General features: G+C 71.6%; 8 protein-coding genes. 3 read left to right on the forward strand and 5 right to left on the reverse strand.

The genetic code is table 11. The features are described 5' to 3' along the window. Positions 1 to 20: 20 nt before the first annotated feature. From MNY60_RS00665 to MNY60_RS00675, 3 genes are read right to left on the reverse strand one after another with little or no spacing between them, the layout of a single operon-like run. Positions 21 to 782 (reverse strand): metal ABC transporter permease, encoded by a 762-nt coding sequence (locus MNY60_RS00665; RefSeq protein WP_242336171.1) that lies wholly within the window; start codon positions 780 to 782, stop codon positions 21 to 23. After that, on the reverse strand, positions 782 to 1,471 hold the full coding sequence (locus MNY60_RS00670; protein WP_242336174.1) for a metal ABC transporter ATP-binding protein: 690 nt from the start codon (positions 1,469 to 1,471) through the stop codon (positions 782 to 784). The genes MNY60_RS00665 and MNY60_RS00670 overlap by 1 nt, the downstream gene beginning before the upstream one ends. 3 nt (positions 1,472 to 1,474) lie before the next feature. Further along, positions 1,475 to 2,056, reverse strand: a complete 582-nt coding sequence (locus MNY60_RS00675) for a phosphatase PAP2 family protein (protein WP_242336177.1) — start codon at positions 2,054 to 2,056, stop codon at positions 1,475 to 1,477. Between the two features lie 151 nt (positions 2,057 to 2,207). Here MNY60_RS00675 and MNY60_RS00680 point away from each other — a divergent pair, with 151 nt between their 5' ends. Together MNY60_RS00680 and MNY60_RS00685 are read left to right on the forward strand one after the other, a co-directional pair. Then, on the forward strand, positions 2,208 to 2,939 hold the full coding sequence (locus MNY60_RS00680; RefSeq protein WP_242336180.1) for a hypothetical protein: 732 nt from the start codon (positions 2,208 to 2,210) through the stop codon (positions 2,937 to 2,939). 281 nt (positions 2,940 to 3,220) lie between these two features. Next, entirely contained in the window at positions 3,221 to 9,715 is a 6,495-nt protein-coding gene (locus MNY60_RS00685) for a S8 family serine peptidase (RefSeq protein ID WP_242336183.1), read from the forward strand. Positions 9,716 to 9,787: 72 nt separating this feature from the next. Here the strand turns inward: MNY60_RS00685 and MNY60_RS00690 are convergent, their stop codons facing one another. Next, on the reverse strand, positions 9,788 to 10,915 hold the full coding sequence (locus MNY60_RS00690; RefSeq protein ID WP_242336186.1) for a sensor histidine kinase KdpD: 1,128 nt from the start codon (positions 10,913 to 10,915) through the stop codon (positions 9,788 to 9,790). Positions 10,916 to 11,092: 177 nt separating this feature from the next. Here MNY60_RS00690 and MNY60_RS24095 point away from each other — a divergent pair, with 177 nt between their 5' ends. Then, positions 11,093 to 12,169 (forward strand): sensor histidine kinase KdpD, encoded by a 1,077-nt coding sequence (locus MNY60_RS24095; protein WP_242336189.1) that lies wholly within the window; start codon positions 11,093 to 11,095, stop codon positions 12,167 to 12,169. Between the two features lie 185 nt (positions 12,170 to 12,354). Here the strand turns inward: MNY60_RS24095 and MNY60_RS00700 are convergent, their stop codons facing one another. Beyond that, the gene (locus MNY60_RS00700) at positions 12,355 to 13,602 is read right to left on the reverse strand and encodes an NAD(P)/FAD-dependent oxidoreductase (protein WP_242359832.1); all 1,248 of its coding nucleotides are present in this window, start codon (positions 13,600 to 13,602) and stop codon (positions 12,355 to 12,357) included. Positions 13,603 to 13,639 lie beyond the last annotated feature (37 nt).

Here is a 13,639-nt window from a genome sequence, read left to right on the forward strand (position 1 = left end):
CGCGAGCGGAGCGCGCCGCCTCAGCGACCGCGGCGGACGACGAGGGCGACGAGGAACATCCCGGCCGCGATCGAGATGATCACGGGGCCGGTCGCCCGGTGGAGGCGCGAGGCCAAGAGCTCGCCGGCGAGCGTGGAGGTGACCGCGACGCCGACCGAGATCGCGAACATCTGGTCGAGGGTGCGCGCGAGGTGCTTCGCCGTCGCGGCGGGGATGATGACGAGCGAGCCCATGAGCAGGACGCCGAGGTAGCGAAGCCCGAGGGCCACGGTGAGCGCGAACGCGAGGAGGAAGAGGAGCTCGAGGCGCGCGACGCGGATCCCGGAGGTCCGCGCGATGTCGGCCGAGACCAGCGTGATGACGAGCCGGTTCCGCTGCGTGAGGACGAACGCGACCACCGCGGCGGCGCCTGCGAGCCCGAGCGCCAGCTCCCACCCGCCGAGGGTCCCCGGCGCGCCGAGGAGCGCGTCAACCAGCTCGTCTCCGGTGGCGAGCATGCTCCCGAGCGCGAGCGCGAGCGAGAAGACCACGCCGATGACCGTCTCGGTCGAGCTGCGGGTCTGTCGCTCCAGCCCCCAGACCAGGAGCGTGCCGGCGAACAGGGCCGCGAGCCCGCCCAGCACCGGATGGAAGTGGAACACCAGGGCGAGCCCGATGCCGGGCAGCGCGACGTGGGACATCGCGTCCGACGCGAGCGCCATCCGGCGCATCAGCGCGAAGCAGCCGACGAGGCCGGCGGCCACCGCCATCCCGATCGAGAGCGTGAGCCCGGTCCACTGCATCAGTGGTGATGGTACTTGAGCGGCGTGCCGTACACCTGCTCGATCCGCTCGGGCGTCAGGATCTCCTCCGGGGCCCCGAAGCACGGCGCCTCGCGCGAGAGGCACAGCACGTTCGTGGCGTACCGGTAGACCACGCTCAGCTCGTGCGAGATGAGGAGCAGCGTGAGCCGCTCGGTCTCCTGGACCCGGTGGATCATCTCGTACAGCCGCTCCTCGCCGGGCTCGTCCACGCCCGCCGTGGGCTCGTCGAAGAGGAGGACCGTGGGCTCGCCCAGGAGCGCGGACGCGAGGAGCAGGCGCTGGAACTGGCCACCGGAGAACGCCCCGATGGCCAGGTCCGCGGCGCTCGGCGGCAGGTTCACGAGCTCGAGGGCCCGCGCGAGGTCGGCGCCGGGGGCACCCGACACGTGGGCCTTGGCGCGGAGGAAGTCGCGCCCGGTGACGGGGAGGTCGCGCTCGATGTCGAGCTTCTGCGGCACGTACCCGATGCGCGTCCCGGGCGCCCAGCGGACCACGCCGCCGTGCGGCAGCGCCCCGATGAGCGCCCGGAAGAGGACCGTCTTCCCAGCGCCGTTCGGCCCGATCACGGCGAGGGCGCTGCCGCTGCGGACGCTGAAGCTGAGCTCGCGCAGCACCTCGGTCCCGCCGAGCCGCACCGAGAGCCCCTCGACCTCGAGCGCGTTCTCCATGCCTCAGCCCCTCTCCTCGGGCCGCCCATCACGAGCGGCCGACGCCCGGCCGACGGCGGCCCTCGCGACGGCGAGCCCCGCGAACGCGCACAGTGTGCCCCACGCTGCGCCGGCGAGCACGTCCGTCGGCCAGTGCACCCCCACGTACACGCGGCTCAGCGCGACCGCCGCGGCGATCGCCAGCGCCGCGACCCCGGCGCGCCGGTCCGCCGCCCACGCGACGACGCCCATGGCGAAGAAGTTCGCCGCGTGGAGGCTCGGCAGCGACCCGACGTCGCTCGCCGGCGCGAGCCACCGCACCGCTTCACCCAGCGCGAAGCACGGACGCATCCTGGCGAACAGCGGCCGGAGGACCCGCGCCCCGAGGAAGTCGCTCGTCGCGAGGGCCGTCGCGAAGGCGACCAGCAGCGCGCGCCGCCTCGTCCCGCTGGCGACGAGGATCGCGACGACGATCGCCGCCCCGACGACGGCTCCGAACCACCGGCTGGAGAGCGCCACCGCGAGCGCGTCGAGCACGCGCCCGCCGTCGAGGTTCAGGGCCCGGAAGATCTCCTCCTCGAGTCGCGTGTGGTGGTCGGACGTCATGCGTTCCTTCATTTCACGAGACGCGCCTCCTGCCTACGCCTTGGGAGGCAGGGGGCGGCGGGAACGCGACCCGGAGGCGGACGGAGACGTCGACCGTTCCCTCGCGGTGCCCCCAGTGCCGAACCGCGGCCCGGGTGCGCACGCTCATGCCATGAAGACGCTGCTCAAGCTGGGCGCGGGCGTCGGTCTCTGCGCGGGTGCGTACGCGCTGCTCGTTCGCCCGCGCATGCTCCGGTGGGGCGCGACGCGAGAGGAGGTCCAGAGGCGATCCCCGGGCGACGACCTCCTTCCGGACGGCAAGCGCGGCTCGACCATGGCCGTCACCCTGGACGCCGCGCCCTCCGCCGTGTGGCCATGGCTCGTGCAGATGGGGTTCGGCCGAGCGGGGTGGTACAGCTGGGACCGTCTCGATCACTTCGGCCGGCCGAGCGCGAGCCAGATCCATCCGGAGTGGCAGTCGCTCTCCGTCGGAGACCGTCTGCCCGCCACTCCGGACGGCAGGTACTGGTTCGACGTGGCGGCGGTGGATCCCGGGCGCTTCCTCGCGCTGCGCGTCCTCACCTCCGGCGGTCGCCAGCACGACTCGGCGGATCCGCGGCCACGCTCCGCGAAGGACTTCGTCGATTCGCTCTGGGCGTTCCAGCTCGACGAGCTGCCCGGCGGGCGGACGCGGCTCGTCGTGACCGTCCATTCCGCCGGCCGGCCGCGGCTCCGCGACACCGCGCTCGGCTTCGTCTTCTGGGAGCCCGCCCACTTCATCATGCAGACCCGCCAGTTCACGAACCTCGCGCGCCGAGCCGGGGGCGCGCTCCGCGAAGCGCGGCGAGAGCGCTCCGCGGGGCCGCCGGATGAGGTGCCGCTCGCGCCGCACCCGCAGACCTGACGAGGCGGGACCGCCGCCCTCAGAGCGCCACAGCGCGTCAAGCTGAACCGGTCTCGGAAGCCACGGGACCCGGCTCGCTCCGCCGCAGCCTCATCTGGCTGCGGGCTGCGCTTGTCCCCGGTCACGAGCCTCGACGCCGCGCCGCGCTGTGCGAGCTTCGCCTGATCGCCGACAAGCTTTTTCTCCGCACAATGCGGCAGCGTGCCTCATCCCCTCCAGGATTGCTTCACAAGTAGTCTCGTAGCCTGATCGGCACCGCCGTCCCCACACAGAGGTCCTCCATGCGCCAACTGCTCGCCGCGACGATCGCGGTGTGTTGCGTCGTCGTCTGCCTGAGCTGCGGCTCGGGCGTCCCGGGCAAGGACGAATCGTCGACCGCGACCGCCGGCCGCTTCTCGATCACGGTGCAGGGCGCAGAGCGCGCTCAGGAGGCGGCTGCCGCCGGGCGGAGCGACCGTGGCGCCGAGGAGCCCCCGACGTCGGCTCCGGGACGCCTCATCGTCAAGTTCCGGGACACGCTCGGCGAGCCCGCCGACGTCATCCACCGGTTCGGCCTGAGGTTCGCGGCGAACGCGCGCTCCGGCGGCGCCGACCTGGACCGGCTCGACGCCGAGTACCGCGTGAGCGCGGTGAGGCCGGTGTTCTCGTCCCTCTTCGCGCGCGCGATCTCCGCCCCTGGCAAGGGCGCGATCGCGGATCGGCGGAGGAAGCTCCTCGAGACGGTGAACGCGTCCAGGGCCCGGTTCGCCGCGAGGGCTTCGCGCGCAGGACGCGCCGAGCTCCCGGACCTGGTCCGCACCTACGTGTTCGAGGTCCCCGCGGACACCGACGTCGCGAAGATGGCGCTCGATTACGCGGCCAACCCGAACGTCGAGTACGCCGTCCCGGATCGCCTCGCGAAGACGCAGGCCCTCCCGGACGATCCGTATCTCCAGTCCTCCGGCTCGTGGGGACAGGCCTACGGCGATCTCTGGGCCCTCGCCAAGATCGGCGCACCGGCCGCCTGGGACGTCGCGACGGGCGCCGGCTCCGTGGTCGCGGTCGTGGACACGGGGCTCGACTACAACCACCCCGACATCGCCGCGAACGTGTGGGCCAACCCGGCCGAGCTCGGCGGCGTTCCGGGCGTGGACGACGACGGGAACGGCTACGTGGATGACGTCCGCGGATGGGACTTCGCCTACGGCGACGCCGACCCGATGGACCGGATGGGCCACGGAACCCACGTCTCGGGGACGATCGCCGCAGCCGGGAACAACGGCGCCGGGGTGATCGGGGTCGCGTACCAGGCCCGGATCATGCCGGTGAAGGGGCTCGACGACTCCGGCTACGGGCCGTTCTCGACCCTCGCGGCCGCCGTCACGTACGCCGCGATGAACGGCGCGGACGTGATCAGCAACAGCTGGGGCTGCTACGGCACCGGCTGCACCGACGCCGCCATCGCCGACGCCGTCGCGCTGGCGCGGAGCCTCGGCTGCGTGATCACGTTCGCCGCCGGCAACGACGACGCCGACGTCAAGGATGCCTTCCCCGCGAAGCTACAGGACGTGATCACGGTCGCGGCGTCCGGCGCCGACGACTCGAAGGCGTCCTTCTCGAACTGGGGCTACCTCGTCGACGTCGCCGCTCCCGGCGGCGGCCCCGACGCCGCCTCCCCCTACGCCGCGGCCCGCAACATCCTCTCGCTGCGCGCCGCGGGCACCGGCGATGCGAACCTCGTCGTCGGCGGCAGCTACCTCCGGCAGGCCGGCACGTCGATGGCGACGCCTCACGTCTCCGCCGTCGCCGCGCTGGTGCTGTCCGCCAACCCGCAGCTGACGGTGGCGCAGGTCGAGTCGATCATCCGTCACACGGCGCGCGACGCGGTCGGGGACCCGGCGCTCGACACCGCGGGGTACGACCCATACTACGGGTGGGGCAGGCTCGACGCCGCCGCCGCGGTCGCCAGGGCGTTCGATCCGCCGGCGGACCCGCCCCTCCTGAAGGTGCTCGCGGAGCCGCTGGAGTTCGACGTCCCGGCGACGGCGTGCGCGGGCCAGCAGTGGACGCTGCCGGTGGACGTCTACAACCTCGGCGGCGGTACGCTGAGCTGGTCGGCGGACGCTCCCGCCTGGCTCACCGTGCAGGCCTCCACGGCGACGACGCCTTCGTTCACGTCCGTCTCGTTGAGTCGCCTCGAGGACGCGACCGGCGTCCTGACGATCCACTCTCCCGAGGACCCGGGTGGCTCCACGGCGCTGCCGGTGATCGCGCGCCTGGCCTCCGGCATCACGATCAGCAACTGCAGCACCGCCCTTTCGAAGGCGTACTCCACCCAGCAGTGGGATCCCTTCCACCACCTCAGCACGCAGCCCCCTGGCGTCCCTGACGGCGCCGGAGGGGCGTTCTACGTCTGGACCGACACGCGGTACGGGAACCCCGATCTGTTCATGCAGCGGGTGGACGCCTCCGGGAATCCGCTCTGGAGCACGGACGGGATGGCGTTGACCTCCGCCTCGCCGGGAGCGGAGATCCGCCCCGCGATCGTCTCCGACGGAGCAGGAGGCGCGATCGTCGCCTGGGTCGAGGGCGCCAACACGGGCAACGTCTACGACAAGCACATCCGGGCCCAGCGAGTGAGCGCCACCGGGCAGAAGCTCTGGGGGACCTACGGGGTCTGGGTGTGTCAAGCCTCCGGAGGACAGGAGCGGCCGACCCTGCTCTCCAAGGGCAGCGGGACGGCGATCGTCGCCTGGACGGACTATCGCAACGGCAATGCGGACATCTACGCGCAGAAGATCGACGCGAGCGGAACGATCGCGTGGCAGACCGACGGCGTTCCGGTGGTGCAGGCGGCCAGCTCCCAGTCCGAAGTCGCGATCGCGACGGACAACTACGGCGGCGCGATCCTGACCTGGGTCGATGCGCGCACGGGATACCAGACCGTCTACGCCCAGCGCCTGACCTCGCTCGGCCAGGCGCTCTGGGCTCAGAACGGCCTGCTCCTCACGCCGGAGACGTCGATGACCCCGGGCGTGCCGGAGATCGCCCTCGGGCCCAGCATCCTCCCGGATGGCCAGGGCGGCGCGATCATCGCCTGGCACGACTTCCGGAACTTCCCCTTCAAGCCCGGCCCCAACTTCCTCTCGCGGAGCGACCTCTACGCGGTGCGGGTGGACCACCTCGGCCAGAGCCTCTGGACGCCCGGCGGCGTTCCGCTCACGTCGGGCCTGACCGCCACTCCGAGCACCTTCGTGCCCGGCTATTCTCCCTCCCGGCTCACGATGGCGCCGGACGGCCGTGGCGGCGCGTTCGTGGTGTGGCACGACAGCCGTAACGCCAGCTGGGACGTGTACACGCAGCGGTTCGACCGAGACGGGAACCGGCTGTGGGGCACGGACGGCGTGCCGGTCACGACGGCGGCGGGCAATCAGCTCTCGCCGTCCGTCGCGTCGGACGGCGCGGACGGCGCGGTGTACGCGTGGAGCGACGATCGGCCGGGCCACCAGGACGTGTTCGTGCAGCGCCTCGGGCCGACGGGCGCGCCGCTCGCGCCGCCGAACGGCCTGTGGATCGAGGGCAAGCCGGGGGACCAGTCCTATCCGTACGTCGTGCCGCTCGCGCGCGGCAAGTTCCTCGTCACGTGGGACGATTCGAGCAACTGCGCTCCCACGGGGTGGTGCGCCGGGACCGGCATCGACTTCGTCGGCAAGGTGATCGACATCGGGACGGGGTTCCTGCTCGACGTCTCCCTCACCGGCGACGGCGTGGGGACGGTCACCTCGACTCCGGCCGGGATCTCCTGCGGCGTCACGTGCTCGGCCGACTTCGCGGCCGGCACGTCCGTCACGCTCACCGCCCAGCCGGCGTCCGGCTCGATCTTCTCCGGCTGGAGCGGCGCCTGCGCCGGCACGGCTCCGACCTGCACCGTCAGCATGGACGCCGCGCGGACGGTGGCCGCGAGCTTCTCGCTCGCGAGCTATCCGCTCACCGTCGAGCTCTCGGGCTCGGGACAGGGCACCGTGACGGGCGACGGGATCTCCTGCCTGACCCCTGGGGCGGCGGGGTGCACGGCCACGGTCCCCAACACGTCGCCGCCGGCGACCGTGACGCTCACCGCGACGCCGACCGCGCCGTCGGTCTTCGCGGGCTTCACCGGGTGCACGTCGGTCTCCGGGAACGTCTGCACGGTCTCGATGACGGGGGCGAAGACGGTGACCGCGACGTTCCACTCGGTCGCGCTCCTCACGGTGAGGACGTCCGGGCTGGGGCGCGGGACGGTGACGGGCGAGGGCATCGCCTGCACCACCGGCTCGACGGACGGGTGCACGGCCTCGGAGCCCCTCACCTCGCCGGCGACGACCGTGACGCTCACGGCCACGCCGGACGCGACCTCGCTCTTCTCGAGCTGGACCGGCTGCACCTCCGTGTCCGGGAACGTCTGCACGGTCTCGATGACCGGCGCGAGGACCGCGACGGCGACGTTCCAGCCGGCGACCTGGCTCCTCACGGCGAAGACGGCCGGAACCGGGCGCGGGACGGTGACGGGCGAGGGCATCGCCTGCACCACCGGCTCGACGGACGGTTGCACGACCTCGGTGCCCAACACGACGCCTGCGACGACCGTGACCCTCACGGCGACGCCGGACGCGACCTCGGTCTTCTCGACCTGGAGCGGCTGCACCTCGGTGTCCGGGAACGTCTGCACGGTCTCGATGACCGGCGCGCGCACCGCGACGGCGACGTTCCAGCCGAGCACGTATGCGCTCACCGTGAAGACCGCCGGGACGGCCTCCGGCGGGGCCGTCCAGGGTGACGGCATCGACTGCAGCTCCACGACGGGGTGCACCTACGTCGAGCCGAACGGGGCCACGATCACGCTGACAGCGGTCCCTGACGCGACGTCGCTGTTCAAGAGCTGGACCGGGTGCACGACGACGAACGGCGCGACCTGCACGGTCACCATGGCGTCGGTGAAGACGGTCACGGCGACGTTCCAGCCGAGCACGTACGCGCTCACCGTCAAGACCGCGGGCGTGAACGCCAGCGGCACGGTCCAGGGCGACGGCATCGACTGCAGCTCCACGACCGGCTGCACCTACGTCGAGGCGAACGGGGCCACGATCACGCTGACCGCGACGCCGGGAGCGGCGTCGGTCTTCGCGAGCTGGACCGGCTGCACCTCGTCGTCCGGCAACGTCTGCACGGTCTCGATGACCGGGGCGAAGACGGTCACGGCGAGCTTCCAGCCGAGCACGTATACGCTCACGGTGAACGCGACGGCCCAGGGTGGGGCCGGGACGGTGACCGGGCCGGGCATCGCCTGCACCACCGGGGTCACCGGAGGCTGCACCACCGCCGTCGCGAACGGCACGACCGTGACCCTGACCGCCGCCCCCGACGCGAGCTCGATCCTGAAGAGCTGGAGCGGCTGCACCTCCGTGAGCGGCGCGACGTGCACGGTGTCGATGACCGGAGCCAAGACGGTCACGGCGACGTTCCAGCCGAGCACGTACGCCCTCACGGTGAAGACCGCCGGGACGGGCGCCGGCGGCGCCGTCCAGGGCGACGGCATCGACTGCAGCTCCACGACCGGGTGCACCTACGTCGAGGCGAACGGGGCCACGCTCACGCTGACGGCAGTCCCGGACGCGACGTCGCTGTTCAAGAGCTGGACCGGGTGCACGACGACGAGCGGCGCGACCTGCACGGTCACCATGGCGTCGGCGAAGACGGTCACGGCGACGTTCCAGCCGAGCACGTACGCGCTCACCGTGAAGACCGCCGGCGTGAACGCCAGCGGCAGCGTCCAGGGAGACGGGATCGACTGCGGCTCCACGACCGGCTGCGTTTACGTCGAGGCGAACGGGGCCACCCTCACGCTGACCGCGACGCCGGGGGCGGCGTCGGTCTTCGCGAGCTGGACCGGCTGCACCTCCGCGACCGGCGCCACGTGCACGGTCACCATGACGTCGGCGAAGACGGTCACGGCGAACTTCCAGCCGAGCACGTATGCGCTCACCGTGAACGCGACGGGCCAGGGTGGGGCCGGGACGGTGACCGGACCGGGCATCGACTGCACCACCGGGGTCACCGGAGGTTGCACCGCCGTCGTGGCGAACGGCGCCACCGTGACCCTGACCGCCACCCCGGACGCCAGCTCGATCGTGAAGAGCTGGACCGGCTGCACCTCCGCGTCCGGGAACGTCTGCACGCTCACGATGACCGCCGCGAAGACGGTCACGGCGACGTTCCAGCCGAGCACGTACGCGCTCACGGTCAAGCCGGCCTCGAGCTACGGCGCGACCGGCACGATCAGCGGGGCGGGGCTCGTGTGCAGCGATCCGGCTGGCTGCGTGACGACCGTCGCGAACGGCAGCGCGGTGACGCTCACGGCCTCGCCCGCGGCAGGCGCCCTGCTGAAGAGCTGGACCGGCTGCACGAGCTCGAGCGGCGACACCTGCACCGTCACGATGTCGTCGGCGAAGACGGTGACGGCCACGTTCCAGCCGAGCACGTTCCGCCTCACCGTCACGCCGGCGGGGACCGGCTCGGGCACCGTCACGGGCCCTGGCATCGCGTGCACGTCGGGCAGCGCCGACGGCTGCGCGGCGGACGAGAGCACCGGCTCGTCCGTCACCTTGACGGCGACGCCGGGCGCCTGCGCCACGTTCACCTCGTGGAGCGGCGCGTGCTACGGCACCGCGAGCCAGTGCACCGTCACGATGTCGGTGGCCAGGTCGGTCACGGCCACGTTCGCCGCCGGCACCTGCCCGCTGTCCGCGGCGGCGCGCTGAGGACGGCCGGGGACGGCGGCTCGCCGTCCCCGGCTCCCATCGCAGCGGAGGGGCGCTCGCCTCGTCGCGTGATCAAGCGGTGGGCGTGCAGTCGGAGCGAGGCCACGTGAGCGTGAACGTCGTGCCAGCCTCGCGGGATGAGCTCACTGCGACCGTTCCGCCGTGCGCGCGCATGATCTCGCTGACGATGTAGAGCCCGAGGCCGAGCCCCTCTCGGTTGCCTGCACCTGCTTCGCCGCGCTGGAACGGATCGAAGAGCCTCAGCAGGCGATCCTCGGTGATGGGCTCACCGTGATTCGTGACCTGCACGACCGCGCCTTCACTTGCACATGCCGCAGTGACGACCACCGGCCCCTCACCGTAATTGAGGGCGTTCGCGAGGAGATTGCCGACCGCCTGGAACGCACGGTCGCGATCCCAGTGACCCCAGAGATCACCGCTGGCGTTCAGGATGATCTCTCGATCAGGATTCGTGAGGATCGCGTCCTCGACGGCGGCGTGGCAGACCTCGCCCAGGTCCACGTGCGTCGTCGTGTCGACCGGGATGCCGTCGCCGAGGCGCCCGCGGGAGAGGTCCAGCAGGTCGCGCACCATCCTGCTCATGCGCTCCGCGTTGCGGGCGATTCGCCCGGCGGCGCGGTCGAGACCCGGCGCGAGGCGGCCCGACCGCAGCATGTGGTCTGCGCTCATCAGGATGGCGCTGAGGGGCGAGCGGAGATCGTGGCCCAGCACTCCGATGAAGCGCTCGCGGATTCGCTCCCGCTCCTCCACGAAGTATTCGACGGAGTCGCTGATCGCCTGATCGAGGCCCGCGTTCAGCCGCGCGAGCTCGACGACGCGGCGCTCCATTCCTTCCATGAGATCGACGGAGCCTGCCTGTTCCTCGGCCTCGGCGTGCAGCAAGAGCCGCAGGATCGTCGCTCTCAGCACGCGGAACTCGGTGATGAGCTGGGCGAGCTGGTACGCGTGCTTCAGGCGCTGCTTCGCATGCGTGATGGGAAGGCCCTGGAGCATGCCACCGGCAGGTGCATCCGGCGCCTTCATCCAGGTGGCCAGCGCGTCGAGGAACTCCGGAAGATCGTTCCGGAGGGCCGAGTCCTCCAGCGGGATGGGTCTCGGCTCCGCGTGGATCGCGCGCTCCCACTCCGCCATGATGCGGTCGCGTTCGCGCGTCAGAAACTCGTGTGTGATCAAGGTCATGCTCCGCTCCGCGAGCCAGCAATCCTGGGTGGGCGGAGTAGTACACCATGAGGGCGCAGGCGGCTGCGAGCTCGCCGGCTTTCATGCGACTGGGGACTGGTTACTGCCCGGCGAAAGCCTAATATTTACAGCCAAGATGCCTGGCACCGGCGCGTTCCTGCCGGGCACGAGCAGGTCGTGAGCCTCTACGACTTCATCACCAGCGACAAGAACGACATCCTCTCTCTCGCCCGAGCGAAGATCATGGCGAGGAGGTGGCCCACCGTCTCCGCCCTGGAGCTGGAGCACGGGCTACCGCTCTTCTTGTCCCAGCTCTCGGAGACGCTGCGGCTGCGGTCGAGCTCCGAGCCGTTCTCCAGCACCGCCATCGGGAACAGCGCAGGCAAGCACGGCGGCGAGGCGCTGGCGAAGAACTTCAGCGTGGCTCAGCTCGTTCACGACTACGGGGACCTCTGCCAGGCCATCACGGAGACGGCGGTCGTCAAGCACGTGGAGATCAGCGCGAAGGACTTCCAGACCCTGAACGGCTGCCTCGACGACGCCATCGCCGGAGCGGTGACCGAGTTCAGCCGCCAGCGAGAGGAGGCGCTCGGCGAAGGCGAGGCGGAGCGGCTCGGCTACCTGACGCACGAGCTGCGCAACCGTCTGTCGACGGCGATGCTCTCGTTCGCGGCGGTGAAGAGCGGGCGGGTGGCGGTCGCCGGGAGCACCGGGTCCATCGTCGAGCGCAGCCTCGCGGCGATGCGCGACCTCCTCGACACGACGATCTCCGAGGTGCGACTCGCCGCCGGGAGCCAGGAGCCGAAGCGGATGTCCATCGCCCGGTTCCTGCACGAGGCGGAGGGCGCGGCGTCGTTGCAGGCGGCGCAGCGCGAGATGAACGTGACCTTCGCCGACGTGCCGGACGACGTGATGGTCAAGGCCGACCCGCAGCTCCTCTCGTCGGCGCTCTTCAACCTCATCCAGAACGCCTTCAAGTACTCGGTCCCCCACGGCTACGTGACGGTGCGCACCGTCTGCGCGGACGCCCTCGTCTCCATCGAGGTGGAAGACGAGTGCGGCGGGCTCCCCGAGGGGAACTCCGAGGCGTTCTTCACGCCGTTCGGCAAGCGACGGGGCCAGGACCGCACGGGACTGGGGCTCGGGTTGAACATCAGCCGCAAGGCGGTGAAGGCCTTCGGTGGAGACATCACCGTCCGCAACCTGCCCGGCAAGGGCTGCATCTTCACCATCGAGATGCCGGTCTCGGCGTAACCCGACGGCTCCCTTCGTCGCTGTCCCGCCGGTCATGCCGCAACCAATCCCTGCCGCCAGCTCGGGTGCGCCGGGCGCCACGCCAGCTCGCGCTTGGTCATGACCACGAACGACAGGGGCTGAAGGTTACAGAACCCACTCCTAGGAAGCGGTGGCCGCGAGGCGCCGACCGTCGCGCGGCTCGGTCATCCCACGTATCGCGAGCTGCTGCCGTCCCGCTCGCTCGTTCCAGCTCTCGCCGCGTCGATGATCCGCGCGACGTTCTCCTCGGACATGAACTCGGGGAGGGGCGTCGCACCGGTCATCGCCGACAGGTAGGCATCCGTCGCGGGCTGGTTGTGTTGCAGCGCGGCGAAGAGCGCCTGGAGCGGGGGCGGCGGCGGCTCGAGCGTGGCGATCTCGTTGGTGAGCTCGTACATCGGTCGAACGCGCTCGTTCCGGGCCGCCTCGTGAGCGGCCAGGAGGTCCTCGAGCGGGCCGCGGCCGGACAGGCCTGCATCGAGCGCCTCGACGAGCCGCTCGGCGTCGATGAAGGAGTCGCTGATGCCCTGCGCCGTCATCGGGTCCTTGCAGTAGCCGGCGTCGCCGACGAGCGCCCACCCGGCGCCGTACGGCCGCCGGAAGTAGCCGGGCACGCCGGCGACACCGTACCAGCGCTCCTCGCGCGTTCCCTGCGATACCCGGGCGCCGAAGTCCGACGCCAGCGCGAGCGCCTGCGCGACGTGGGCCTCGACGTCGGCCCGCACCTCGGCGAAGCGCCGGGCGGGCCAGTTCACCATCACGAGGTGGAGCCCGTCGTGGGTGGGGGCTCCGCCGAACGCGCAGCGCTCGCGCAGATACAGCTCGAGGTCTTCCTGCCGAACGCCGCTGAAGTAGGAATAGTAGGCGCAGACGGCGATCGGGCGCGTGTCGTACTCGGGGGCCCGCACGGCCGCGGCGACGAAGGAGTGAACGCCGTCAGCGCCGATGACGATCCGGGCCCGCTCCTCGACCTGCTTCCCCCCGGCGCCTCGCCCCCGGAGCCCGACGAACGCGCCGTCTGCGAAGAGCAGGTCGTCGACCGTGAAGGACTCGCGCACCTCGGCGCCGCTCCGCGCCGCGGCGTTCACGAGGAGGCCGTCGAGGATCGTGCGCCTCGGACAGAATCCCCCCCGGCCGCCATTGGCGCCGCGGATGGTGCCCCGGAGCACGAAGGGGCCGACGTCGAGGGACATGCGCCGGCAGATCGGCGGAAGCCCCGTGGCCGCGAGCGCGTCGAGGAGACCCCACCGCGCCAGGGCCTCGGCACCGTGGGGCCAGAGAATGTGCGTGGAGATGGTGTCGCTGGGAAACCTCGCCCGATCCACCAGCAGCACCCTGTAGCCCTTCCGTGCAAGCAGCATGGCGGTGGGCGATCCGGCGCAGCGGGCGCCGACGACGATGGCATCGTACATTCCGTCCTCCCGGTGAAGCCCAATGCGACAGGGCGAA

It is taken from the genome of Anaeromyxobacter sp. SG17 (assembly GCF_022690695.1).
GTDB classification, from domain to species: domain Bacteria; phylum Myxococcota; class Myxococcia; order Myxococcales; family Anaeromyxobacteraceae; genus Anaeromyxobacter; species Anaeromyxobacter soli.